General features: G+C 67.0%; 25 protein-coding genes. 9 read left to right on the top strand and 16 right to left on the bottom strand.

Features of this window, described 5'->3' with window-relative positions; genetic code table 11:
• Window positions 1–55: 55 nt before the first annotated feature.
• Window positions 56–628 (top strand): hemerythrin domain-containing protein, encoded by a 573-nt coding sequence (locus ACFDS3_RS04210; protein ID WP_375261094.1) that lies wholly within the window; start codon window positions 56–58, stop codon window positions 626–628.
• Between the two features lie 15 nt (window positions 629–643).
• Here ACFDS3_RS04210 and ACFDS3_RS04205 read toward each other — a convergent pair whose 3' ends face one another.
• Window positions 644–1,861, bottom strand: coding sequence for a multidrug effflux MFS transporter (locus ACFDS3_RS04205; RefSeq protein WP_375261093.1), 1,218 nt, complete (start codon window positions 1,859–1,861; stop codon window positions 644–646).
• Window positions 1,862–1,983: 122 nt separating this feature from the next.
• On the opposite strand from ACFDS3_RS04205, the gene ACFDS3_RS04200 reads away from it, so the two are divergent.
• From ACFDS3_RS04200 to ACFDS3_RS04180, 5 genes are all read left to right on the top strand, one after another.
• The gene (locus tag ACFDS3_RS04200) at window positions 1,984–3,516 is read left to right on the top strand and encodes an acyl-CoA carboxylase subunit beta (protein ID WP_375261092.1); all 1,533 of its coding nucleotides are present in this window, start codon (window positions 1,984–1,986) and stop codon (window positions 3,514–3,516) included.
• Between the two features lie 67 nt (window positions 3,517–3,583).
• On the top strand, window positions 3,584–3,970 hold the full coding sequence (locus tag ACFDS3_RS04195) for a DUF6497 family protein (RefSeq protein WP_375261091.1): 387 nt from the start codon (window positions 3,584–3,586) through the stop codon (window positions 3,968–3,970).
• A gap of 109 nt (window positions 3,971–4,079) precedes the next feature.
• Window positions 4,080–4,220, top strand: coding sequence for a hypothetical protein (locus ACFDS3_RS04190; RefSeq protein ID WP_375261090.1), 141 nt, complete (start codon window positions 4,080–4,082; stop codon window positions 4,218–4,220).
• Between the two features lie 61 nt (window positions 4,221–4,281).
• Window positions 4,282–4,629: a hypothetical protein gene (locus tag ACFDS3_RS04185; protein ID WP_375261089.1), complete on the top strand. Its 348-nt coding sequence runs from the start codon at window positions 4,282–4,284 to the stop codon at window positions 4,627–4,629.
• Window positions 4,630–4,899: 270 nt separating this feature from the next.
• Complete coding sequence (locus ACFDS3_RS04180; protein ID WP_375261088.1) at window positions 4,900–5,088, top strand: hypothetical protein; 189 nt, start codon at window positions 4,900–4,902, stop codon at window positions 5,086–5,088.
• A 57-nt stretch (window positions 5,089–5,145) separates the two neighbouring features.
• On the opposite strand, the gene scpA is transcribed toward ACFDS3_RS04180, so the two are convergent.
• The 11 genes from scpA to pobA form a co-directional block, all read right to left on the bottom strand.
• Window positions 5,146–7,275: a methylmalonyl-CoA mutase gene (gene scpA / locus ACFDS3_RS04175; protein ID WP_375261087.1), complete on the bottom strand. Its 2,130-nt coding sequence runs from the start codon at window positions 7,273–7,275 to the stop codon at window positions 5,146–5,148.
• A 296-nt stretch (window positions 7,276–7,571) separates the two neighbouring features.
• Complete coding sequence (locus tag ACFDS3_RS04170; RefSeq protein WP_375261086.1) at window positions 7,572–8,474, bottom strand: hypothetical protein; 903 nt, start codon at window positions 8,472–8,474, stop codon at window positions 7,572–7,574.
• On the bottom strand, window positions 8,471–10,519 hold the full coding sequence (locus tag ACFDS3_RS04165; protein ID WP_375261085.1) for a biotin carboxylase N-terminal domain-containing protein: 2,049 nt from the start codon (window positions 10,517–10,519) through the stop codon (window positions 8,471–8,473). Before ACFDS3_RS04165 ends, ACFDS3_RS04170 begins: the two co-directional genes overlap by 4 nt.
• Window positions 10,520–10,526: 7 nt before the next feature.
• On the bottom strand, window positions 10,527–10,694 hold the full coding sequence (locus ACFDS3_RS04160) for a hypothetical protein (protein WP_375261084.1): 168 nt from the start codon (window positions 10,692–10,694) through the stop codon (window positions 10,527–10,529).
• Window positions 10,695–10,794: 100 nt separating this feature from the next.
• A complete protein-coding gene (locus tag ACFDS3_RS04155; protein WP_375261083.1) occupies window positions 10,795–13,227 on the bottom strand; it encodes a glycoside hydrolase family 3 C-terminal domain-containing protein in 2,433 nt (810 codons plus the stop codon).
• 79 nt (window positions 13,228–13,306) lie between these two features.
• Window positions 13,307–14,086, bottom strand: coding sequence for a 3-oxoadipate enol-lactonase (gene pcaD, locus ACFDS3_RS04150; RefSeq protein ID WP_375261082.1), 780 nt, complete (start codon window positions 14,084–14,086; stop codon window positions 13,307–13,309).
• Window positions 14,083–14,916, bottom strand: coding sequence for a 3-keto-5-aminohexanoate cleavage protein (locus tag ACFDS3_RS04145; RefSeq protein WP_375261081.1), 834 nt, complete (start codon window positions 14,914–14,916; stop codon window positions 14,083–14,085). The genes pcaD and ACFDS3_RS04145 overlap by 4 nt, the downstream gene beginning before the upstream one ends.
• An 18-nt stretch (window positions 14,917–14,934) precedes the next feature.
• On the bottom strand, window positions 14,935–15,540 hold the full coding sequence (pcaG, locus tag ACFDS3_RS04140; RefSeq protein WP_375261080.1) for a protocatechuate 3,4-dioxygenase subunit alpha: 606 nt from the start codon (window positions 15,538–15,540) through the stop codon (window positions 14,935–14,937).
• The gene (gene pcaH, locus ACFDS3_RS04135; RefSeq protein WP_375261079.1) at window positions 15,540–16,256 is read right to left on the bottom strand and encodes a protocatechuate 3,4-dioxygenase subunit beta; all 717 of its coding nucleotides are present in this window, start codon (window positions 16,254–16,256) and stop codon (window positions 15,540–15,542) included. Before pcaH ends, pcaG begins: the two co-directional genes overlap by 1 nt.
• Window positions 16,253–16,633, bottom strand: coding sequence for a 4-carboxymuconolactone decarboxylase (gene pcaC / locus ACFDS3_RS04130; protein WP_375261078.1), 381 nt, complete (start codon window positions 16,631–16,633; stop codon window positions 16,253–16,255). Before pcaC ends, pcaH begins: the two co-directional genes overlap by 4 nt.
• A gap of 105 nt (window positions 16,634–16,738) precedes the next feature.
• Complete coding sequence (pobA, locus tag ACFDS3_RS04125) at window positions 16,739–17,905, bottom strand: 4-hydroxybenzoate 3-monooxygenase (protein WP_375261077.1); 1,167 nt, start codon at window positions 17,903–17,905, stop codon at window positions 16,739–16,741.
• Between the two features lie 73 nt (window positions 17,906–17,978).
• Here pobA and ACFDS3_RS04120 point away from each other — a divergent pair, with 73 nt between their 5' ends.
• Window positions 17,979–18,857, top strand: a complete 879-nt coding sequence (locus tag ACFDS3_RS04120) for a helix-turn-helix domain-containing protein (RefSeq protein WP_375261076.1) — start codon at window positions 17,979–17,981, stop codon at window positions 18,855–18,857.
• Here the strand turns inward: ACFDS3_RS04120 and ACFDS3_RS04115 are convergent.
• The 3 genes from ACFDS3_RS04115 to ACFDS3_RS04105 form a co-directional block, all read right to left on the bottom strand.
• Window positions 18,827–19,771: a LysR substrate-binding domain-containing protein gene (locus tag ACFDS3_RS04115; RefSeq protein WP_375261075.1), complete on the bottom strand. Its 945-nt coding sequence runs from the start codon at window positions 19,769–19,771 to the stop codon at window positions 18,827–18,829. The genes ACFDS3_RS04120 and ACFDS3_RS04115 overlap by 31 nt on opposite strands.
• A gap of 73 nt (window positions 19,772–19,844) precedes the next feature.
• Window positions 19,845–20,159: a DnaJ family domain-containing protein gene (locus ACFDS3_RS04110; RefSeq protein WP_375261074.1), complete on the bottom strand. Its 315-nt coding sequence runs from the start codon at window positions 20,157–20,159 to the stop codon at window positions 19,845–19,847.
• A 37-nt stretch (window positions 20,160–20,196) separates the two neighbouring features.
• Complete coding sequence (locus ACFDS3_RS04105; RefSeq protein WP_375261073.1) at window positions 20,197–21,819, bottom strand: ABC transporter substrate-binding protein; 1,623 nt, start codon at window positions 21,817–21,819, stop codon at window positions 20,197–20,199.
• 194 nt (window positions 21,820–22,013) lie between these two features.
• Between ACFDS3_RS04105 and ACFDS3_RS04100 the strand changes: the two genes are divergently transcribed.
• Together ACFDS3_RS04100 and ACFDS3_RS04095 are read left to right on the top strand one after the other, a co-directional pair.
• Window positions 22,014–23,309 carry a lipoprotein-releasing ABC transporter permease subunit gene (locus ACFDS3_RS04100; protein ID WP_375261072.1) on the top strand — a complete coding sequence of 432 codons (1,296 nt, stop codon included), beginning with the start codon at window positions 22,014–22,016 and terminating at the stop codon, window positions 23,307–23,309.
• Window positions 23,302–23,979: an ABC transporter ATP-binding protein gene (locus ACFDS3_RS04095; protein WP_375261071.1), complete on the top strand. Its 678-nt coding sequence runs from the start codon at window positions 23,302–23,304 to the stop codon at window positions 23,977–23,979. Before ACFDS3_RS04100 ends, ACFDS3_RS04095 begins: the two co-directional genes overlap by 8 nt.
• On the opposite strand, the gene ACFDS3_RS04090 is transcribed toward ACFDS3_RS04095, so the two are convergent.
• Window positions 23,980–24,757 (bottom strand): aminotransferase class III-fold pyridoxal phosphate-dependent enzyme (locus tag ACFDS3_RS04090; protein ID WP_375261070.1); only part of this gene is annotated, 778 nt, incomplete at its 5' end.

The following is a 24,757-nucleotide window of genomic DNA, read 5'->3' as shown; positions in this document are numbered from 1 at the left end:
GACCTAACGCTGCACGGGGCTGTCGGGAAGGGGGCGAGCGCCTATATCCACGGTCATGACCAATGACGAGATCCTGGCGCTCGAGCGCCGCGAAGGTTTGCCGGACGCGCTGCGCGTCCTTGTCGAAGAGCTTCCGCGCGGCACGTGGGAGGCGCACCCGAATTTCTCGCCCCTGACGCGGTTCTGGCTGCAGCGACACCTGATGTTTCGCGAGATCCTCGACAAGCTGCAGGCCGGGACGCGCGGCTTTCTCGACGGGCAGCAAGATCCCGAGCGGTTTGGCCGAAACACGGCGAGGATGGCGCAGTTCTTCCTGCAAGAGCTGCACGGCCACCATTCGATGGAGGACCACCATTACTTCCCGGTGCTGACGGTGCTCGACCAGCGGCTCGAAAGAGGATTCGTGATCCTCGACGCGGACCACCACGCGCTTGACGGACATTTGAACGATCTGGCCGAGGGCACGAACGCGATGCTGAGAGGTCTGTCCGAGCCTGACCCGAAGCAGGCGACCGGTGCTCTCGACAATCAGCTGACCGGGTTTGCGGAATTCCTCGACCGTCACCTGACCGACGAGGAAGACCTCGTCGTGCCGGTGATCCTGAAATACGCGCCCGAAATCCACTGACGCGGCGCCCCCGTGTCACATCCTGCGCAGGCGCGCCTCGCGGCGCAGGACGAACAGGATCGACGCCACGGCCAGGGCCGAACTGACGGTCATGAGCGTCGTGAGGGGCAGGGCGCTCGACCCGCCGGCCAGAAGGATTCCCGCAAGGATCGACAGCGCGGCGCCGCCGCCGATCATGATCGCGCCGCCAAGCCCCGACGCCGTGCCCGCCAGGTGCGGGCGAACGGACAGCATCCCGGCGGTGGCGTTCGGAATGACGAGGCCGTTGCCCAAGCCCACGAAAGTCATGAAGCCGAAGAACACTTCGGGCGACTCGAGCCCCCCAACCGACAGCAGGCACGCCATGCCAAGCCCCAGTGCCGAAATGACCGACCCGTAAAGCACCATCCGGTTGGTCCCCAAGCGGACCGCGAACCGCGCGGTGATGAAGTTCCCCACGAAGTACCCCACCGCCGGGGCGCCGAAATAGATACCGAGGACGGCCGGGCTCATCCGGAAGACTTCGGACCCGACATAAGGCGCCCCGCCGAGATAGGCGAAGAACGCCCCGGACGAAAACGCCGCGGTCGCCGCATAGCCCCAGAAACGCGGCGCAGTCAGAAGCTCGGGGTAGGCCTTCAGCTGCCCTCGGAGGTTGCTGGTTGCGGCGGCTGCGGTCTCTCCCATGTCGTAATAGGCGAGGGCGAGGGCACCAATGCCCGCCAGCAGGTAGGCCACGAAGGACGCATGCCACCCGAACGCCTGATCCAGCACGCCTCCCACCGCTGGCGCGAGCATCGGCGCAACGGACATCCCCATGGTCACGTAGCCCATCATCGATGCACTCTCGTCCTGGGTATAGAGATCCCGGATCGCGGCCCGCGGCAGGACGAGGCCGGCGACGATCGACGCCTGCATCATGCGGAAGGTCAGGAAGACCCAGACATTGGTGCTGAAGAGGCAGCCCACGGTCGCGACGATGAAGATCGCCGTCGCCCAAAGCATCACCCGGCGCCGTCCGAACTGGTCCGACAGCGGGCCGATGACGATCTGCAGAAGCGCGTTGACCCCGAGATAACCCGCGACCGAAAGCTGGATCACCTCGTAGGGCGCGTCGAAGAACTCTGCCATCCCGGGCAGGGACGGCAGGAACAGGTTCATTCCCAGTGCCGCCACTGACGTCAGGAGGATCATCGAGGCGATGTGCGGCGGGGTGGATTTGTCCAGGAAAATGGCGCGGCGATTTGCAGGCATGTGGGCGATCTAAACTGGCCGGTCCGAAAGTCCAAGACACGTTGCGCGACAGGATCTTTCGCAGGGCCGCGCCACGGCATATGCTGTCGCCGACAGATAACGGCCTGCGGGGGACGCGCGCGATGAAGGACATTCTCGGACAACTGGTCGAACGGCGGGACGTGGCGCGTCTAGGTGGCGGCGCGGCGCGGATCGAAAAGCAGCACGAAAAGGGCAAGCTGACGGCGCGCGAACGCGTGGACCTGCTGCTCGACGAGGGCTCGTTCGAAGAATTCGACATGTTCGTCACGCACCGGGCCACGGACTTCAACATGGCCGAAAGCAAGGTTCCGGGCGACGGCGTGGTCACCGGCTGGGGGACGATCAACGGCCGGCAGGTCTACGTGTTCAGCCAGGACTTTACCGTGCTCGGCGGGTCCCTGTCCGAGACGCACGCCCAGAAGATCTGCAAGATCATGGACATGGCGATGCAGAACGGCGCGCCGGTGATCGGGTTGAACGACTCGGGCGGCGCGCGCATCCAGGAAGGCGTCGCCTCGCTCGCCGGCTATGCCGAGGTGTTCCAGCGCAACGTTCTGGCCTCGGGCGTCATTCCGCAGATCAGCGTCATCATGGGCCCCTGCGCCGGCGGAGCGGTCTATTCGCCGGCGATGACTGATTTCATCTTCATGGTGAAGGACAGCTCGTACATGTTCGTGACCGGCCCCGACGTGGTGAAGACGGTCACCAACGAGGTCGTCACCGCCGAAGAGCTTGGTGGCGCCTCGACCCACACCAGGAAGTCCAGCGTCGCCGACGCCGCCTTTGAGAACGACGTCGAAGCCCTGATCGAAACGCGGCGGCTGGTCGACCTGTTGCCGCTGAACAACCGCGAAAAACCGCCCGTGCGGCCTTTCTTCGACGATCCGAACCGGACCGACGACAGCCTCGACTCGGTGATCCCCCAGAACCCCAACATGCCCTACGACATGAAGGAGGTGATCACCAAGGTCGCGGACGAAAGCGATTTCTACGAAATCCAGGCCGAGTTCGCGAAGAACATCCTGACCGGGTTCATCCGGCTTGAAGGGCGCACCGTGGGCGTGGTCGCCAATCAGCCGATGGTGCTGGCCGGGTGCCTCGACATCGACAGTTCGCGCAAGGCCGCGCGGTTCGTGCGCTTCTGCGACGCGTTCGAGATCCCGATCCTGACCTTCGTGGACGTGCCGGGCTTCCTGCCGGGGACGGGGCAGGAATATGGCGGCGTCATCAAGCACGGGGCCAAGCTGCTCTTCGCCTATGGCGAGGCGACGGTGCCGAAGGTGACTGTCATCACCCGCAAGGCCTATGGTGGCGCCTATGACGTGATGAGCTCCAAGCACCTGCGCGGCGACTTCAACTACGCGTGGCCCACGGCCGAGATCGCAGTGATGGGCGCCAAGGGCGCGGTCGAGATCCTCTACCGCTCGCAGCTCGGCGACAAGGAGCAGATCGCCAGCCGCACGGCAGAGTACGAGACGAACTTTGCCAACCCCTTCAAGGCGGCCGAACGGGGCTTCATCGACGAGGTGATCCTGCCTCACTCCACCCGTCGTAGGGTCTGCCGTGCTTTTGCCTCGCTGCGGAACAAGCAGCTCCAAAATCCTTGGAAAAAGCACGACAACATCCCGCTGTAGCTTGCCCGGCCGCCTGGCATCCGCATAGCCTGACCTCGCAGCTTTGATGAGCGGGGGGAGATTACCGATGATGCGCCTGGTTTTCGCCGCGGTGTTCGCGGCGGCCGGACCTTCCTTCCTCGCGGCAGAGCCGATCCCGCTGCCCTCGGGCCTTCAGGTCGAGTTCCTTGATATCGTCGCGGACGATCCCGGCCTCGGCTACGCCTACCGCTTTCGCTTTGTGGCAGCCGCCCTCGATGCCTCCCGGAGCTACAGCACAACCGAGGCAGATCTGGCCCACCTGTGTCGGTCCTACGCCTTGCCGCGCGTGGTGAATGCCGATCCGCCCGCGGCTTCTATCGTCATCGCTCTGGCGGATCGGGTGCTGCCGTTCGGCTCGACCGACCCCGAGGCCGTGCAGTTCTTCGAAGCCTACACCCCCCTTGGGGCCGACTGTGTCTGGCAAGCCTTCTGACTCCAACAATGACGCACGATGCTTCACGATCTCGCTACCAAGGGGACTCGGGGTCGTGTAGCGTGTTGCGGAGTCGCGTTTGCGATTCACGACATCAACGGAGAAATTCATGTCGAAGAGCGTCAAGATCATCATGGGCCTCGCCCTCCTGACCGTCGTCTCGGCCTGTGGCCAGCGGAATGAAGAGGTTGTGTACGCCGATCCGGCTCCGGCCCCGATCGCCGCCGAGCCCACCTACTCGAAGTACTGAAACACCCATCGCGGGCGCACCTGAACGGTTCGCCCGCGATGCCCCCCGAAAGGACGGCAAGATGCTGAAGCATCGGGGCTTTCCCGGCCGCCTGCCCGGCAGCGATTACCAGTTCATCATCCGCCGCGCCTCGCCCAAGGGTGCGACCAGGCTGGTTGCGCGCGAACGCTATCGCGACCGACGGCCCGCCGACCTTGCCGCCGACGAAGGGTTCCTTTGGGCGCTGTGGCAGCATTTTGGTGACCAGCCGTTCGAGCGTGGAAACCTTGATGCGGGCCGCCTGTCCTGGCTCTTTGGACGTGAGGTCATTCCGGCCGAGGATCCATTCGATCCCGAAAGTTACGAGGCGCTTCTGCGTATCGACGAGCCGCGCGCCCGCGCCAGCTTCCCTGACGCCTTCGACGACTGACGCCACGCGGGAAAAGGCGGTTTTTTGCCGTCACGCGCCTCGGACCGGCGGAAATGAACCGAAGACGGTGGCGCGCTCTGGGACACCGTAGCCTTTTGCGTCCGCGCAGCTATCGTCAACGGTGTCCGTGGCTCCCTGAACCGCGCGATGTGATACCCCTTCCTTTGTGGCCCGGGCACTTGCCCGGGCCTTTTTCTTCAATTCAGGAACCTCGCGCCCACGTGAGTGGTTCTTTTTTTGCAATCGACTGTGACAAGAAAGGAATATCACGTGACTCATCTTCTCCGCCCCGTTCTCGCCATCGCCGCGCTTGCCGCTGTGAGCGCCTGCGGCAACACGGATCTGGAACGTGCCGGCACCGGCGCCCTGGGCGGCGCAGCCGTGGGCGCTGCCGTGGATGAGCCCATCGCGGGCGCCGCGATCGGCGCTGTCGGTGGCGCACTCGTCGACGACGTCTGATTTTCCAACACAGATTACCAAGGGCGCGCCACGTCGGGCGCGCCCTTTTTCGTTGGCTCAGGCGATCTCGCGGGCGCGCTCCTTGCGGATCAGCTCGAGCACCTTGGCCGCTGCCGCCGGGATGTTGGTCCCGGGGCCGAAGATCGCCGCGACGCCGGCCTGTTGCAGCGCTGCATAATCCCGTGCCGGAATGACCCCGCCGCAGACGACGAGGATGTCGCCCGCCCCTTGGTCGCGGAGCGCCTGGATCAGCTTGGGCGCGTTCGTCATGTGCCCGGCCGCCTGGCTCGACAGGCCCACCACGTGCACGTCGTTGTCGATGGCATCCTGCGCCGCCTCTTCCGGCGTCTGAAACAGCGGCCCCACGTCGACGTCGAAGCCGATATCGGCGAAGGCCGTTGCGATCACCTTTGCGCCGCGGTCGTGGCCGTCCTGGCCGACCTTGACCACCAGCATGCGGGGGCGGCGGCCTTCTTCCTCGGCGAAGGCCTCGACGTCCTTCTGAATGCGCGCATAGCCCTCGTCGCCCTCGTAGGCCGCGCCGTAGACGCCGGACAGTGTCCGCACCTCAGCGCGGTGGCGGCCGAACACCTCTTCCAGCGCCATCGAGATCTCGCCCACGGTTGCCCGCGCCCGCGCCGCCGCGACCGCGAGCGCCAGAAGGTTGCCGTCACCCTTCGCACCTTCGGCCAGCGCCTTCAGCGCCGCGTCGCAGGCGGGCTGGTCGCGGGTCTCGCGTAGGCGGGCGAGGCGCGCGATCTGGCCCTGCCGAACGCCCGCATTGTCCACGACGCGGATGTCGAGGTCCTCTTCCTGCGGCAGCCGGAACCTGTTGACGCCGACGATGACCTCTTCGCCCCGGTCGATCCGCGCCTGCTTGGCGGCAGCGGCCTCTTCGATCCTGAGCTTCGGCATTCCGCTTTCGACTGCCTTCGTCATGCCGCCAAGCGCGTCGACCTCGGCCATCAGCGTGCGCGCCTGGTCGATCAGGTCGGCGGTCAGCTTCTCGACATAGTAGGAGCCTGCCAGCGGGTCGACCACGTTGGTCACGCCGGTCTCGTTCTGCAGGATCAGTTGAGTATTCCGCGCGATCCGGGCCGAGAAATCGGTCGGCAGCGCCATCGCCTCGTCGAACGAGTTCGTGTGCAGCGACTGGGTGCCGCCGAGAACCGCGCTCATCGCCTCGTAGGCGGTGCGGACGATGTTATTATAGGGGTCCTGCTCGGCCAAGCTGACGCCGCTGGTCTGGCAGTGGGTGCGCAGCATCTTCGACCGGTCATCCCTGGCGCCGAGTTCGGTCATGATCTCGTGCCAGAGGAAGCGGGCAGCGCGCAGCTTTGCAGCCTCCATGAAGAAGTTCATGCCGATGGCGAAGAAAAAGGACAGGCGCGGCGCGAAGGCGGCCACGTCCATGCCGCGGGCCATCGCCGTCTTCACGTATTCCTTGCCGTCGGCGAGGGTGAAGGCCAGCTCCTGCACCAGGTTCGCCCCGGCTTCCTGCATGTGGTAGCCCGAGATCGAGATCGAGTTGAACCGCGGCATTTCGGTCGCGGTATAGTCGATGATGTCCGCCACGATCCGCATCGAGGGCTCGGGCGGATAGATGTAAGTGTTGCGGACCATGAACTCCTTGAGGATGTCGTTCTGGATGGTCCCCGACAGCTGCGCGCGGTCTACGCCCTGTTCCTCGCCCGCCACGATGAAGCTCGCCAGCACCGGGATCACCGCGCCGTTCATCGTCATCGAGACGCTAACATCCTGAAGCGGGATGCCATCGAAAAGCACCTTCATGTCCTCGACCGAATCGATGGCCACGCCCGCCTTGCCCACGTCGCCCTCGACCCGTTCGTGGTCGCTGTCATAGCCCCGGTGGGTGGCAAGGTCGAAGGCGACCGAGACGCCTTGCTGACCGGCGTCGAGGGCGCGGCGGTAGAAGGCGTTCGATTCCTCGGCGGTCGAGAAGCCAGCGTATTGCCGGATCGTCCAGGGCCGGCCCGCATACATCGTCGCCTTTACGCCGCGGGTGAACGGCGGCTCGCCGGGCATCGATCCCATGTGGTCGTGGTCTTCGGCATCTGCGGGTCCGTGGACGGGCGCGATGTCGATGCCTTCGGCCGTGCGCCATGTCAGATCTTCGAGCGTGCGGCCGCGCAGCTCCTTCTCGGCACGGGTTTTCCAATCGCTCATCCGTCTCTCCTCCGCCAGGTCCGGCATCTGCCGTCGCGCCACGGCGATTTTCGCAGGTCCGTGACGCGGCTCCAAGGGCGGAGATACATGTTTGCGCAATAAAATGTCGGCTCTACATGCAAAGGCAGTGGAATCGAACAGGCGGCTGCGATTCCGTTGATTTCCGACAGGCGGCGGTCTATATCAGCATCATGAAAAAGCTGATCAGAGCCATTTTCGACTACTTCCAGCCGCCGTTGAATTCCAAGGCGCGGCCCGAGACGCGGTCCAGGATCGCGTACTGACCTTTTGCGCGACTAGGCGCTTTCGGCCTGTCGCGAGCTTTCTATCACAGGGATAGATATCCGGGGCGAGTGCCACGGAAGCTCTGCGTTGATCGCCTTGAGCGCGCTGTGCCCTTGCCGGTCGGCGTCCCGCCACATCCCTGCAAATCGCTCGAACTGCTCGCGTCGCCGCCTGGGTGGCATGTCGCGAAACGCGTCCGAGTTCAGGTCGTCCACCATTGTCGCGAGGTCGCGGTAGAGAGTGTAGAACGACACGATCTCGAAAACCGCCTTCTGGGGCAGGGTGGCCAGACGATCGCTCATCGCATCGAACACGACAGTGGTGTTCGGTCGTGCCACGAAGGGGTGGTAGGGGCCATCGCCCTCGCCGCTTTCGATGCGGGAGGTTTCGGCGATAATGCGGGTGTGACGTCCGACGCCGTGGGCGTCGATGGCGCCTTTCAGCGCGTCCGAAATCTCGGCCCCAAAGGCGGTCAGCGTCTCGGCGGCTTGCGACCGACGTGCCTGCTCGGCACGGAATTCCTGGATCGCGAAGGTGACGAACCACCCCGCCACCACGACGAGTCCGGTGACAAGGATTGGAGGTAGGCGCCCGGTCGCGGGGTCGAGCAAGGCAGGTTCGATCTGCTGGAAGGCGAACCACAGGACGGGCGTTACGAGGACCAGGGCGCCCGCGACCCGCATTCCGATCAGGCGCGCCGCGGGGAATACGATGGACAGGAAGAGGAACGCGTAGACGCTGAGCCAGGGCGTCATGTAACCTTCGGGGACGGACGCCAGCAGGTAGCTCGCGGCGGTCAGCGCCGCGAAGGCGAGGATGTTCGACACGCTCACCGACGCCCGGCCCGCCACAACCACCACGACCGCCGCTGCGGCAAGGGTGCCCGTGGTGATCCAGGCGAGGCTGGAGGTCATTCGAACTCCATGATCACCTCGTCCACGGCAAGGCTGTCGCCTTCGGCTGCGTTAACCTTGGCAACCTTGCTCTTGCGTTCGGCGCGCAGGATGTTCTCCATCTTCATCGCCTCGATGGTGCAGAGCGCCTGGCCCTCCTGCACCTCGGCGCCTTCCTCGACATGCAGCTTCACGACGAGGCCCGGCATCGGGCAGAGGAGCATCTTGGACGTGTCCGCCTCGGCCTTTTCAGGCATCAGGCGCGCCAGCTCGGCCTGGCGAGGCGTGAAGACCTTCACCACCATGTCAGCGCCGCGGGTCCGCAGGCGGAAACCCCCGGCCACGCGGTTCACCTTGAGGACCAGCGGCGCGTCGTCCACCTGCAGCCGGGCGAGGGGCTCTCCGGGCCGCCAGTCAGAGGTGACGCGGTGCGTGGTGCGGTCCTGAAATCGCACGGTCGCGCCGTCGCGGTCGGCATCCACGGTCGCCGCGATTTCACGTCCGCCGATCACGACCACGCAATTGTCGCCGATCCGGCGCTCGTGGTTGTCCATGCGACCCGAGATGCGCGTGCGTCGGATCTCGGCCACCCGGTTCATCGCCGCGGCCGCCGCCGCAACGCGCGTAAGTTCTGCTTCAGGCAGTACGGCGCCATCGAACCCGTCGGGATATTCCTCGGCGATGAAGGCGGTCGTCATGTCGCCCGAGGTGAACTTCGGATGGTCCATTACGGCCGACAGGAACGGCAGGTTGTGTCCGATCCCCTCAAGCTCGAACCGGTCGAGCGCCAGCCGCATCCCCTCGATCGCCTGGGCACGATCCGGCCCCCAGGTGCAGAGCTTGGCTATCATCGGGTCGTAGTACATCGAGATCTCGCCGCCCTCGAAGACGCCGGTATCGTTCCTGACCGCCGTTTCGCCGGCGGGCGCGTCTGCCTCGTGCCACTTGCCGGCTTTGGCCAGCGGGCCGGCAGCGACCTCCTCGGGAGGGCGATAGCGGGTCAGGCGGCCGATGGACGGCAGGAAGCCGCGATAGGGGTCCTCCGCATAAAGGCGGCTTTCCATGGCCCAGCCGGTCAGCGTCACGTTTCCTTGCGCCAGCGACAGCTTCTCGCCCGCCGCCACCCGGATCATCTGTTCGACCAGGTCGACGCCGGTGATCAGCTCGGTCACCGGGTGCTCGACCTGCAGGCGGGTGTTCATCTCGAGGAAATAGAAGTTGCGGTCGCCGTCCACGATGAACTCGACCGTTCCGGCGGAGGTGTAGCCGACGGCCTGCGCCAGCCGGACGGACTGTGCGCCCATGGCCCGCCGCGTCGCCTCGTCGAGGAAGGGCGAGGGGGCCTCTTCGATGACCTTCTGGTTGCGGCGCTGGATCGAGCATTCGCGCTCGCCCAGATAGATGCAGTTGCCATGCTGGTCGGCGAGGACCTGGATTTCGATGTGCCGCGGCTGGGTGACGAACTTCTCGATGAAGATGCGGTCGTCGCCGAAACTGTTCGCGGCCTCGTTCTTTGAGGACTGGAAGCCTTCGCGGGCCTCGTCGTCGTCCCAGGCAATCCGCATCCCCTTGCCGCCGCCGCCCGCGCTGGCCTTGATCATCACCGGATAGCCGATCTCGGCCGCGATGCGCGCGGCCTCGTCGGCATCCTCGATCAGGCCCATATGGCCGGGCACGGTGGACACGCCCGCCTCGTCGGCCAGCTTCTGTGAGGTGATCTTGTCCCCCATTGCCTCGATCGCGCCCTGAGGCGGGCCGACGAAGGCGACCCCCTCGGCGGCCAGCGCGGCGGCGAATTTGGGGTTCTCGGACAGGAAGCCGTAGCCGGGGTGGACGGCCTCGGCGCCCGTCTCGCGGATCGCTTGCATGATCTTGTCAATCACGATGTAGGATTGGTTGGCCTGGGGCGGGCCGATATGCACCGCTTCGTCGGCCATCCGCACATGCAGCGCGTTGCGGTCGGCGTCGGAATACACTGCCACCGTCTGGATACCCATCCGACGGGCGGTCTTGATGACGCGGCAGGCGATCTCGCCCCGGTTGGCGATCAGCAGCTTCTTGAACATCGGCCCCTCAATACGCGCAGAGTTGCGGCACCACACCCTTGCACGGGTCGCCCGGCTCGTAGGCGGGGCCGCCGGGCGTATCCGTTACGCCGCCATCCTGCGGGACGGGCTGACAGGCGGCGCCAAGCAGCGCCAGGCAAAGCACCGCGGCAATGCGGGCCGGAAGTTGCGTCATCGAGATCCCTCCGTGTTCAGCAGTCAAGTAGTCATCATATTGCGTCACGATACAATGCTTCGTGCAAAAGATTGCGCCAACGGGCGCCGTGGCCGCCGCGTCACAGCGGCAGATCGCGCCCTTCCAGGTGCACCGCGGCGGTCGCGAAGATGTCGGTGGCCGAGGTGCCCAAGCGCAGCGTGTATTCGCCGGGCGCGATGGCCCAGCAGCGACGGTCCCCGTCGAACCAGGCGAAGTCGCGGGCGGCGAGCGCAAGCGTCGCGATCCCGCTGTCCCCGGGGGCGAGCGACAGTTTCGCGAAGTTCTTGAGCTCGGCCTCGGGCCGATCCACCGGCGCTGCCGCGGGCGCGATGTATAGCTGCACGACGGCCGCCCCCTCGCGCGCGCCGGTGTTGGTGACGGTCAGGCGCAGGTCGCCGGTGCCGTCGGGCTTAACGCGCACCTCGGGTTTGCCGAAGGCAAAATCCGTATAGCCAAGCCCGAAGCCGAACGGGAACGCGGCCGGTCGGCTTCTCGCGTGGTGCCGATAGCCGATGTAGAGGCCTTCGTCATAACGCACGTGCCCGTCCTCGCCGGGATAGGTGACCTCCGGCGTGCCCGAGAACGTGAGCGCATCGTCAAGGCGCGTGGGGAAGCTCTGTGGCAGGCGCCCTCCGGGGCTGCGTGCGCCGGTCAACACATCGGCAAAGGCCTGTCCTGCCTCTTGCCCCGGATACCAGCCCTGCAGCACCGCATCGACACGGTCGAGCCACGGCATCGCGACCGGGCCGCCGGTCTGCAGAAGAACGATTGTGCGCGGGGCGCGGGCGGCTACGGCCTCGACCAATCGGTCCTGCAGGCCTGGAAGCGTCATGTCGGGCAGGTCCCACCCCTCGGTGTCCCACTCGGCCGAGCGCCCGACGCAGACAAGCGCCACGTCGGCCTCGGCCGCAATGTCGGCGGCGCGATCGATCTCGGCCTGTCCAAGCACGCGGCCGACGCCCAGGTGATAGCCCGAGACGTGCAGGTCGTGGGTCGGATGGGTCGCGAATTCGAACGCGATCTCGATGCTCTGGCCGGCGCCTAGGTCCCGCTCGACCGTCACCGGGTCACAGCCCTCCTCGAAGAAGGTGCGCCCGCGGGCCCAGCTGTCCCACGCCTCGGCCACCTCTTCCCCGTCGAGGAACAGCCGCGACCGCCCGGCACTGTGAAAGCCGAAGCGCCACGTGCCAGCCTCGGGCGCCGTGAAGCGGCCGGTAATCCGCACCGCGTGGTCGAGCGGGTCGATCCCCTCGGGCCCGTCCGCCATGAATGCGTGCAGCGCGTGGACCGTGTCGGTCGCGACTGGGTCGCCCGACAGGTCGCCCTTGAACCACTCGCGGGTAAAGTCGCCTTCCAGTACGGGGGAAAATCGTTCGTTCGTGCAGCCCTCGGCATAGCTCAACCGATCCTCCGGCAGGACCTGGGCCAGCCCGTCCCAGGGCGAAACCATTCGATACGCGTTGAGCTGCGCAGAGCCGCCGCCCATCACGCGGGCCGTCCTGGCGTTGGGGCCGATCACGGCGATCCGGGCGCTGTCGGACAGGGGCAATGCGCCGTCGTTCTTCAGCAGCACCGCCGACTGCACCCCGGCCTCGCGGATCAGGGCGCGCGTTTCGGGGCGCTCGTTCTCGACCTCGCGCCGCGGAGTGGTGTCGCGCAGCGTGCCGGTCCGCTCCAGCAGGCGCAGGACGTTGAGGGCGGCCTGCCGGACCAGCTCGGCGGGAACGTCGCCGCGGCGAACGGCCTCGACCAGCTTGTCGCCGCGCTGGATCGTCGGCCCCGGCATTTCAAGGTCGAGCCCCGCAATGGCTCCGTCGACCGTCGAGCGCAGCCCGAACCAGTCCGACATGACGAGGCCGTCGAACCCCCAGTCACCGCGCAGCACCTCGGTCAGCAGCCAGCGGTTGTCGGCGGCATAGGTGCCGTTGATCCGGTTGTAAGCAGACATGATCGCCCAGGCACCGGCCTCTTTCACCGCGCGCTCGAAGGGGACGAGGTAAAGCTCGCGCAGCGTGCGCTCGTCCGCGTCCGACGAGTTGACCGTGCGGCGGATCTCGCTCTCGTTGGCGACGAAGTGCTTGAGGGTCGCGGCCACGCCCGCGGCCTGCAGGCCCTGCACATAGCTGACGGTGAGCTTGGCGGTAAGCACGGGATCTTCGGAATAGCATTCGAAATTCCGGCCGTTCAGCGGGCCGCGCTGCAGGTTGATCGTTGGACCAAGAAGGACCGACGCACCCTTGTCCCGCGTCTCGAGCGCGAGGGCGCCGCCGATCTGGTGCATCAGGTCCGGGTCCCAGGTGGCGCCAAGCGCGATGCCCACGGGGAAGGCGGCCGAATGGGTGCCGTGCACGAAATCGCCACCCCCGCGCGCGCCGTTCGGCCCGTCGGTCACGCGCAGTGCGCCGATCCCGAGCCGCTCGATCCCGCCGACATTCCACATGTCCTGCCCCGCCATCAGCGAGACCTGCTCATCCAGCGTCAGCTCGTCCATCAGGGTGGTGATGTCGGTCATGCTGGTCTCCCCGTCTGTCCCCGCGCGGTCACAGGATAGGCGGGAAAGGCGATCCGTCACGGGCCGGCGGTCCGGATCGTCAGGTCAGGCGCGCGTAGTGATCCAGAAGGGCCTCGGCAACAACCTCGGGGGCCTCGATCATCGGCAGGTGGCCGACGCCTTCTATGTCCTTGCAGGTTGCGCCGGGGATGGCGCTGGCGAGGCCGTGGACGACTTCGGGCGGGCTCGCCAGGTCATCGCTTCCGGCAAGGCACAAGGTCGGCACGTCGATCCCGCCGATCCGCTCGCGCAGGTCTGTGTCGCTGATAGCGGCGCAGGCGGTCGCGTAGCCCTCGGCCGGGGTGCGGGTCAGCATGGCGCGGTAGCCCTCGAGCTCGACCGGCCGTTCTGTTCGAAACCGGCCTGAGAACCAGCGTTCGAGCACGGCATCCGCCATCCCCTCCAGCCCCACGCGGTCGAGCGTACCCAGCCGGTCCTGCCAGCTTTGAGCGTCGCCCAGCTTGGCCGCCGTGTTCGACAGGATGAGGCCGGCCACCTTCCCGGGGTGGGACAGGGCGAGGGTCTGCGCGATCATGCCGCCGATCGAGACGCCGCAAACCAGCGCGCGGTCGAGCCCGCAATGGTCCATCAGGCCGGCGACTGTTCTGGCATAGCCCTCCATCGTGGTCGGCGCCGTCTGGCTGAGCCCGTGACCCGGCTTGTCCATCAGCAGCAGCGGCAGGCCCGCCGGAAGGCGCGCGACGACGCCGTCCCAGATGCGGAAGTCCGTGCCCAGCGAGTTCAGGAACACGATAGGCAGCCCCGCGCCCGCGCGGTAGCGGTAGTGGATCACCGTCCCGTCGATGCACGCAAAGCTCATGCTGCTTTCAGCCCCAGAATGCGCCGCGCCTCGTCCGGCGAAGCGACGCTGCGGCCATTGGCGCGGACGATCTCCGCCGCCCGCTCGACCAGCGCGGCATTCGACGGGGCAAGCGTGTTGCGGTCAAGGCGGATGTTGTCCTCGAGCCCCGTGCGCAGGTGCCCGCCCGCTTCGGCGGCCCACTCGTTGATCTCGGCCTGGTGGCGGCCAATGCCGGCGGCGCACCACGGGGCGTCCTCACCGAACAAGGTCTTCACCGTCTCGACATAGAAGTCGAAGACCCGCTTGTGGGCCGGCATGGCGTTCTTCACGCCCATGACGAACTGCACATAGGGGCGGGAGGTCAGCTCGCCCCGGTCGTGCATCGCTTTGGCCTGGTAGATGTGGCTGAGGTCGAAGGCCTCGATCTCGGGCGTGACGCCGTGTTCGCGCATCTCGGCGGCGAGCCACTCCACCAGGTCGGGCGGGTTCTCGTAGACGCGCGTGGGAAAGTTGTTCGACCCGACCGACAGCGAGGCCATGTCGGGCGCCAGCGACAGCATCCCGCCGCGCGCCTTGCCCGCGCCGGACCGGCCGCCGGTGGACAGCTGGACGATCATGCCGGGGCAGGCCTCTTCGATGCCGGCCTTCAGTTCGGCAAAGCGGGCGGGGTCGCTGGTCGGCTTCCCCTCGTCGTCCCGGACGTGGCAGTGGGCGATGCTCGCGCCCGCCTCGAATGCCTCGCGGGTCGAGGCGACCTGTTCATCGATGGTGACGGGCACAGCCGGGTTGTCGGCCTTGGTGGGGACCGACCCGGTGATGGCGACGCAGATGATGGCGGGATTGGACATAGTGCTCCTCGTCGGGCGTCAGATGTCGAGAAAGACGGTTTCCTGCGGCCCCTGCAGGTGGATCTCGAAGCGGTAAGCGTTTTCACCTGCGGCTTCGGCGACCAGCGTGGCGCGGCGGTGGACCTGTTCGACCATGCCGAGCAGCGGGTCGTTGTCGTTCTCTTCGTCGGGGAAGTACATCCGGGTGTGCAGGCCGATATTGATGCCCCGCGCCACGATCCAGATGTTCAGATGCGGCGCTTGCGGCCGCGCATGCCGGCCGGGTGTGACGCCGGGCTTGATCGTCTCGATACGAAATACGCCGGTGTCGAAGTCCGTGTGGTAGCGGCCAAAGCCGCTGAAGCCCTCGTGCACCTCGCCCACGCGCGGGTCCTCGGGATGGGCGTAGCGGCCTTCGGAATCCGCCTGCCAGACCTCGACCATCGCGTCCTTGAGCGGCGCACCGGTCCCGTCGAGCACGCGGCCCTCGATCGTCACCCGTGTGCCCGGCACGCCTTCGGCCGCGATCTCGCGCCCGAGTTCCGTTTCGAACAACTTGAAGCCGGCGACGCGGGGCATCGTGCCGATATGGACGTAGGGTCCCGCGGTCTGGGACGGCGTCTCCTCGGGGTATTCCAGCGGCATCACGCGCCCTCCAGCTTGTTTTCGAACATGGTCTGCCTGCGCCCGCGCAGCACGATGTCGAAGCGATAGGCGAGACAGTCGAGCGGCACAGATGCGTCCAGATCCAGCGGCGCCACCAGCCGGTCGATCGCGGCCTGATCGGGGATGGTGTTGGCAATGGGGTCCTGCGCCCGCAGAGGGTCGCCCTCGAAATACATCTGGGTGATGAGGCGCTGAGTCATGCCCGCCCCGAAGATCGAGAAGTGGATATGCGCCATCCGCCATGAGTTCGAGTAGTTGCGGAACGGATAGGCGCCCGGCTTGACCGTACGGAAGAAGTAGTACCCGTTCTCGTCCGTCAGGCAGCGCCCGCAGCCGCCGAAATTCGGGTCGAGCGGGGCAAGGTAGCCGTCCTTCTTGTGGCGATAGCGTCCGCCCGCATTGGCCTGCCAGACCTCCAGCAGCGCACCCTTCACCGGGCGGCCATTCTGGTCCAGCACGCGACCGTGGACGATCGTGCGCTCGCCAATGGCCTGCTCGCCCGTGTAGTTCAGCAGCAGATCGTGGTCGAGCGGCCCGAGCGGGGCGTGCGAAAAAGTCGGCCCCGTGATCTCGGACAACGAGTTCTCGACCGAGAGAAGCGGCAGGCGGGGGCTGCGCGCAACGGTCGTCTTGTAGTCGGGTGTCAAGGCGGGCGGGTGCCAGCGACGTTCGCGCTGGAAGTACTCGGCGGTCATGGTGCAATCCCCATTTCAGCAAACGTCTCGCGGGCAATCTTCAGCGCGTGGTTCGCGCGCGGCACGCCCGAGTAGATCGCCACGTGCTGCAGCGCCTCGGCGATGTCCTGAGGGCTGGCCCCGGTGCGGGCGGTGGCGCGGACATGCATGGCGATCTCTTCGAAATTTCCCGTCGCGGCAAGCAGGGCGATGGTCAGCATCGACCTCTCGCGCCGGCTGATCGCGTCAGAGGCCCAGACGGTGCCCCAGGCGCTTTCGGTGATGAGGTTCTGGAAGGCGCTGTCGAACTCGGTCCGGTTCGCCTCGGCCCGGTCCACGTGGTCGTCGCCCAGAACGGAACGGCGCACCGCCATCCCCTGCGCGTGACGATCTGTCATGGTGCACGTCTCCGTCGATCGTTTCCCTTGCGGCTATAGTACCCCGCGCCCGCCCTCGTGAAAAGCAGGGTTTCGCGTATCGACACATAGCCGAAGGGGAATACCTCAGAACGGCAGGCCCACGTAATTCAGCGCCATTGCCTGCCGCGCGGCGTCGAGATCGCGCAGGTTCTCAAGCTCCATCTCCTGCATTCTCTGGTCGAAATCGTCCTGCTCGGGAAAGCGGTGGAGGATCGACGTCATCCACCAGGAAAAGCGGATCGCCCGCCAAACGCGGGTGAGCGCCCGGTCGGAATAACCGTCGAGACCACTGTCATCCTTGCGCTCGTAGTGGCCGATCAGGCCCTCGCTCAGGTAGTGGACGTCCGACATTGCAAGGTTCAAGCCCTTCGCGCCCGTGGGCGGCACGATGTGGGCCGCGTCCCCGGCGAGGAACAGCTTGCCGAACCGCATCGTCGCGCAGACGTAGCTGCGAAGGGGGGCAATGGACTTCTCGATCGACGGCCCAGTTTCCATGCTGTCGGCCACATCCTCGGGCAGGCGGCGCTTCAACTCGGCCCAGAAGGCGTCGTCCGACCAGTTCTCGGGGCGGTCATCCGACGGTACCTGGATGTAGTAGCGCGACAGGTGGTCGTTCCGCATGGAGGCAAGCGCGAAGCCGCGGGGGTGGTTGGCGTAGATCAACTCGGGCGCGGCAGGGGCGGTGCGGGACAGGACGCCCAGCCAGCCGAAGGGATAGACTCGCTCGAACTCGCGCTTCTTCTCGGCGGGAATCGTCTTGCGCGAGACCCCGTGGAACCCGTCGCACCCGGCGATGAAGTCGCAGTCGACGCGGTGGGTGTGGCCGTTCTTCTCGTAGGTAACGAATGGCGTGCCGTCGATGTCGTGAGGCATGACGTCTTCGGCCTCGTGGATCACCGTTGCGCCGATCTGGTCCTGCGCCGCATAGAGGTCCTGCGTCACCTCGGTCTGGCCGTAGACCATGACGCTTTGGCCGCATTGCGCTTCGAAATCGACGCGGAACATGCCGGCTTCGGTGGACAGGAAGCAGCCCTCGTGCGGGTGGCCCTCCCGCTGCATCCGGTCGGCGATGCCGGCGCGATGCATCATTTCGACCGTCCCATGCTCGAGCACGCCTGCGCGGATGCGCGACAGCACGTAGTCACGGCTGCGCCGCTCGAGCACGACGGTCGAGATGCCCGCCCGGTTCAGCAGTTGCGACAGCATCAGCCCGGCGGGCCCGCCGCCGATGATCGCGACGTTCGTGCGCATGTCATCCTCCCTCTCTGGTCGGGGGAAGGTAGCGACCTTTGGCAGGGGCTGAATGGACGGGGCCGGAGAAGTCTTGTATTTTTCCGGCATGCAGAACAGCCCCGACACCATCCCAGCCTACGATCTTTATGGAGAGAAGGGGCTCTTTCCCGACATCATGCATTGCGAGCGGATCGTCGACCGCGCACGCGGGCTTGGCTGGACGATCGCGCCGCACCGGCATGGCATCCTGCACCAGTTCTTCCATCTCGAAGGCGCGGGGGCCGAGGTGTCGGTGGACGGTCGACGGTTCACCACTGATGGGCCGAGCCTGATCTCCGTGCCGCGCTTCACCGTCCACGCCTTCCGCTTTCCCGCGGGGCAGGAGGGGCACGTCCTCAGCGTCCTGCCCGACACGCTGCCCGAATTGTTCGGCGATGCGCCCGACGCGTCGCGGGGGCTGTCGCGCTGGCGGATGGTCCGTGCGCCCGACGGACTCGGCGCGGTGTTCGACGCGGTCCGTGCGGACCTCGCCGGGGCGCTGCCGTTGCGCAACGCCCTGCTGCGGGCGCGCGCGGTCGAGATCGCGGCGGCGGTGCTGCGTGGCGAGGGCGGGGGCGGCGACGATACCGCCGTTCCGCCCGCCATGCGCCACATGCGCCGGTTCGAGGCGCTGATCCGTGCCGACCCCGCCGCACGTCGTCACGTCGGCGACTATGCCCGCGAGATCGGTGTCTCGGCCGAGCATCTGGGGCGGATCACGCAGGCAATGGCCGGCCAGTCCCCCGCCCGGTTCATCGAGGCGCGCCGCATGCAGGAAGCGCGGCGGCAGCTGGCGTATACCCGCCTGTCCGTTGCATCGGTCGCCCACGCCCTGGGCTATGACGATCCGGCCTATTTCTCGCGCGCGTTCCGCCGGGCCGAGGGCGTCAGCCCCAGCGCCTACCGCGCCTCGCGGTCCGAAACGGCCTGACGCGCGCCCTCGGCACGTGGCGGGGCCGCGGCGCTCAGCGCGTCGTGGAGCAGCCGCAGTCCCGGATGATCGCGGTCGTTCGCCCGTGTCGTTATGCCAACGGCCCCCGACAGGAACGGCACGTCGAGCGGCCATGCCACCAGCGTCCCGCGCCGCAGCTCGCGTTCGACCACGCCGCGCGAGATGAACCACAGCATGTCCGACCCTTCGAGGAACCGCAGGGCTGGGGCAAGCGAGACCGTCTGGACCGAAACGTCGGGCTGCGTGACGTGGATGGCGGTCAGGTAATCCTCGACCGTGCGGCGGATGATGGCGGTGTCGGGGGGCAGGATGACGGGGACGCTGCGCAAGGCCTCCTCTGCCGGGCGATCGCGGAGGGGGTGACCGGCGCGCGCGACTAGGACGATCTCTTCGTCGTAGAGCCAGTGAAAGCGCAGGCCCGGCATCTCGGGCGTGTCGGGCATCCGACCCAGCATCATGTCGATCCGTCCCGCGCGCAGCTCGCCCAGGAGGTGCAGGTGTGAGCCGGTGGTGATCGTGAGCCGCAGCCCGGGGTGCTGCGCAACGAAGGGCAGCGCCACGTCGGGGAAGAAGCCGCCCGCAACCGTCGGCAGGACCCCGACCGATACCCGTCCCGGCGCGTCGCCCCGCACCGCCTCGGCCCCCGCATCCAGCGATTTCAGCGCCTGTGCGGCATGGCGTCGGAACGTGTCGCCCTTGGGGGTCAGCGCGACGCCGCGGCCCGCGCGCTCCAGCAGGCGGGCGCTCACCATGGCTTCGAGGTCCCCGAGCGCCTTCGATACCGAGGGCTGCGTGATCCCCAGATCGCGCGCGGCGCCCGAGATCGACCCCGCCTCGGCAATGGCCAGAAAGATGCGCAGGTGCCGCAGTTTCAGGCCGCGATGTATGGTCATTGAGCTATGCCTCGAGAGTCGGAGCCCCGAGGATACACCCAACGGCTTGGAAAAGCAGCGCGCGTCGGGACGCCTATCCGCGCTTGGCGTCCTGGACCGCGCGCTCGATCTCCATCCGGCGGCGCATGTCGGTTTCGGCGATCTCAGCGAGGATCGTGCGGCGCTTCGTGCGGTCGCGTTCGCCTGCGAGCTGGGCGCGCAGGGCCTCGAGCTTGCGGTTCAGGATTACAACCGGCGGGGTGTAGCCGCTTTCGCGCAGCGACTTGGGAACGACGGGTTCGCCCGGTTCGAAGGGCAGACGTTCGCCCGCGTAGGGAAGGTCGTCGAACGCTCCTTCCTCCATGGCGCGTTCGATCCGTTCGCGGGCCAGTCTTTCGAAAAACAGCATGAGCACGATGTTGGTCGATTCATGCCGCGGCGCAAGATCAGACCCGCACAAAACCCAGCTCGTAGGGGTGGATCTCGAACGAGGGGTGCTGCTCGGCGCCGACGACCGAGACGTCGTAATGACGATACGTTGCCCGCCAGTAGGGCTGAATGACGACGCCTTCCTCGCGCAGGATCGTCTCGAGCTGCGCCATCAGGAGGGACCGCGCGTCGGCATCCGCGATGCCCTGCGCCTCCCTCAGGATGCTGTCGAACGCCTCGTTCGAGAACGCCGTCTCGTTCCACGCCGCGTCCGATTTGTAGCCCAGCGAAAGGATCTGGACGCCCAGCGGTCGGTGGCCCCAGTCTGTGGTCGACAGCGGATACTCGGTCCAGTTGTCCCAATAGGTCGCCCCAGGCACCACGCGCCTCTCGGCCCTCATGCCGGCATCGCGCAGCATGGCCGCAGCTGCGTCTGCCGTGTTGCGCCGCCAGTCGTCGTCGATCGAAATGATCTCGAACACGTGGTCGGCCTGGCCAGCCTCCTTCAGCAGGTCCATCGCCCGGTCGGGGTCGTAATCCGACGGTCCGATATCGGCGTAATCGGGATGGACAGGCGCGACGTGATGGTTCGCGGCGACCTCGCCGCGGCCCGAATAGCCAAGCTCCAGCAGCGTGGTGTTGTCGGTCGCCAGTTGCAGGGCACGGCGCACGCGCACATCGTCATACGGCTCGTGGTTCTGGTTGCCGCGGATGACGAGCGTGCCCGAGGTGAGGGCCTCTGACCTCTCCCATCCGAGCGTGTCGAAGATGTCGATGTACTCGCCCACGGTTTCAAAGACCATGTCCACGTCGCCGGCGCTGGCGGCGGCGAACCACGAGGCGGGGTCGGTGCCGTAGTCGATGAACTCGATCCGATCGAGGGTGGCGGGGCCGTAGACGTCGGTGCCCCACCAGTCATGCTCGGTGTTCTTCTCGATCGCCGCACGCGCGCCGACCTCGTACTCGACCGGACGGTAGGGCCCGGTTCCCTTGGTCTCGAGCGGATCGCCGTCGAAATCCTGCGGCACGATCGCGGCGGGGAAGTCCGAGAAGGACGCGATCAGCGTCACGTCGGGAAAGCTCAGGGACAGGCGCACGATGTCGTCGCCTTCGACCGTCACGGCGTCTTCGCGCAGCTGGTCGGTGTCCGCGTCGATCAGCGCGGCGAAACGGCTCGCCATGGAGTTCTCTTCGGCGGTGCGGTCGCACCAGCGGCGGATGTTGAACGCCACGTCCTCGGCCGTGAAGGGGGTGCCGTCGGACCAGGTGACGCCGGGCCGGACGCGCAGAACGTAGGCCGTGGCGTCCTCGTCGATCTCCCAGCCTTCCAGCAGCATGGGGGTCAGGGTGCCGTCGCGTTCGTAGCGGACAAGGTATTCCAGCCAGCCGCGGGTGACGTTGGCCATCTGCGGCCAATCATAGGCGCGCGGGTCCTTGAGCGCGCGCACGCCCTGCTGGATACGCAGCGTACCGCCATCCTGACGCTGCTCTTGCGCACGGGCCGGCGCCGAGAGTCCGAGAAGGCCGTAGGCGGCGCCGGCCGTCAGCCCAAGCGACGTGGCGCGAGTCAGGAACTCCCGCCGCGACAGACGGCCATCGACAGCCTCGGCGGCGAGGGTGAGGGCGTGGGAATGTCGCATCGGGCTCGCTCCGCGTCGTGGGTCTTGTCGAGGCGAGCTAGCCGGGATGCCGCCGGCGTCGAGCGTGAGGGGCGTCTCGGGTCCTCGGAATCGACTGTCGCGCACCGCGGCGGTGGTCCACGCCGGCAGCCGTGACTTGACCACGGCCGCACGATCCCCCAAGCCTCCGCCGACCTTTGGACGGACCCCTGATCATGGCGAACCCCGCCCCTTTCTCGCGTTTCGAATGGATGATCGCCTGGCGCTACCTGCGCGCTCGGCGGGCCGAGGGCGGCGTGTCCGTCATGACCTGGATCAGCCTGATAGGCATCACGTTGGCCGTCTTCGCACTCATCGCGACGCTCGCCGTGCGCTCGGGCTTCCGGTCGGAATTCGTGGACACGATCCTGGGGGCGAACGCCCACGCCACGATCTATTCGGCCGGCCAGGTGACCGAGGGCGGGGGCAACACCCGCCACATCGAGGACTACGCCGCAATGGCTGACCGCATCCGCGAGGTTCCGGGGGTCGAGCGTATCGCGCCGCTGGTCAAGGGACAGGTGATGACCAGCTTCAACGGCGCGACTTCGGGCGTCGAGGTGCACGGCATCCGCCCCGAGGACCTGCAGGGCGTGCGCCGCGTCGTCGACCCGATCGAGAGCTTTGGCGACCTGTCCCGCTTCGGGGCCGAGGGCGTGGCGGGCATCGCCATCGGATCGGGGGTGGCGCGCGAGCTGAATGCGACGGTGGGCGACGTGATCCGGTTGATCTCGCCCGACGGGGCGCAGACGCCCTTCGGCACCACACCGCGCGTGTCGAACTACGAGGTCGTCTACGTCTTCACCGCCGGGCGCTACGACATCGACCGCACGCGGGTCTACATGCCGTTCACCGAAGCGCAGACGTATTTCAATGCCGATGGCGCGGCGACCGAACTCGAAGTCATGGTCGACGATCCCGAGGATATCGACGCCTACACGCTGCCGATCCTGCGCGCGGCCGGGCCGGACGCGATCTTGTGGACGTGGCGCGATGCGTCGGGATCGTTCCTGCGCGCGCTCGACATCGAGGACAACGTGATGTTCGTGATCCTGTCGATCCTCGTGCTGATCGCGACAATGAACATCGTTTCGGGCCTGATCATGCTGGTGAAGAACAAGGGGCGCGACATCGGCATCCTGCGCACCATCGGCCTCACCGAGGGGTCGATCCTGCGGGTCTTCTTCATCTGCGGCGCGATGACCGGGGTGATCGGCACGGCGCTTGGCGTGGCTTTGGGGTGCCTCTTCGCGCTCTATATCGACCCGATTTTCTCGGCGGTGAACTGGATGTCGGGGGGCGGCGCGTGGGACCCGTCGATCCGCGGCATCTACGCCCTGCCGGCCGAGCTGCAATGGGGCGACGTGCTGTCGGCGGTGGCCCTTTCGATCGGTCTCAGCTTCGTGGTCACGATCTTTCCCGCCCGCCGCGCGGCGCGGATGAACCCGGTGGAGGCCCTGCGCTATGAGTGATCCGGCGCTGGAGCTTCGCGACATCCACAAGGGCTACAACCACGGCACTCTGAAAGAGGTGCAGGTACTGAGGGGCGTTTCCCTGACGGTCGCACAGGGCGAGATCGTGTCGATGGTCGCCCCATCCGGCGCTGGCAAATCCACGCTTCTGCACATTGCGGGGCTTCTGGACACGGCGGACGAGGGGCGCGTGCTACTGGCGGGGGAGGACATGACGGACCTCGGCGACCGCCGCCGCACGCGGGCGCGGCGCGACCGGGTGGGCTTCATCTACCAGTTCCACCACCTCCTGCCCGAGTTCTCGGCCGAAGAGAACATCGTCCTGCCCCAGCTCGCCGCCGGCGTCGCGCAGCCCGAGGCTGCGAAGCGCGCGCGCGACCTGCTGGAGATCGTCGGCGTGGCGCACCGAGCCGAGCACCGCCCCTCGGCGCTGTCGGGCGGAGAGCAGCAGCGCGTCGCTTTCTGCCGGGCGCTCGCGAACAAACCTCGCGTTCTCCTGGCGGACGAGCCTACGGGGAACCTCGATCCTGGTACCTCTGAAACCGTGTTCGCCGCGCTGATGGATCTCGTGCGCGAGACGGGGCTGTCGGCCCTTATCGCGACGCACAACCTTGACCTCGCGGCGCGCATGGACCGGTCGCTGCGGCTGACCGAGGGTCGGATCGTGTGATCAGCCGCGCAGCGCAGCGCCGATGGCGTCGGTCAGGCGGTCGGCCAGCGTCTCGACCTCGGCGTCGGAGATGATGAAGGGCGGGGCGAGCAGGATGTGGTCGCCGTGCCGCCCGTCGATGGTTCCGCCGGCCGGATAGCAGATCAACCCGCGCGAGAACGTCTCGGCTTTCACCTTGGCGTGCAGCTTGCGGTCGGGATCGAAGGGCGCTTTCGTCTCGCGATCCGCCACCAGTTCAATCCCGCGGAACAGCCCGCGGCCGCGAACGTCGCCCACATGCGGATGGTCGCCCATCCGTTCCGTCAGGGCCGCCGCCAGCGCCTCGCCCTTCCTCCGCACACCCGCAACCAGACCGTCATCCACCAGTCGCTCCAGCACCGCATGGGCAGTGGCGGCGGCAAGTGGATGGGCGTGGTAGGTGTGGCCGTGCTGGAAGGCGCCCGAGCCGCCCTCGATCGCGTCATGGATGCGCTGGCTCGCCAGCATCCCACCGATGGGCACGTAGCCTGCGCCGAGGCCCTTGGCGATGGTGACAATGTCGGGCGCGACTCCGTCCTGCTCGCAGGCGAACAGGGTGCCGGTGCGCCCCATCCCGCACATCACCTCGTCAAGGATCAGGAGCACGCCGTAGCGGTCGCAGATCTCGCGGATGCGGCGGAAGTAGCCGGGGGCAGGGGCGAGCGCGCCCGCCGTCGCGCCGACGACCGGCTCGGCGATGAAGGCCATCACCGTCTCGGGGCCGAGACGCTCGATCTCGGCCTCGAGCTCGTTTGCGGCG

The organism is Palleronia sp., assembly GCF_042089775.1.
Classification (GTDB): Bacteria; Pseudomonadota; Alphaproteobacteria; order Rhodobacterales; family Rhodobacteraceae; genus Palleronia.
Note: the sequence above shows the minus strand (reverse complement) of the source record. Positions and strands in the feature narration are given on the sequence as shown.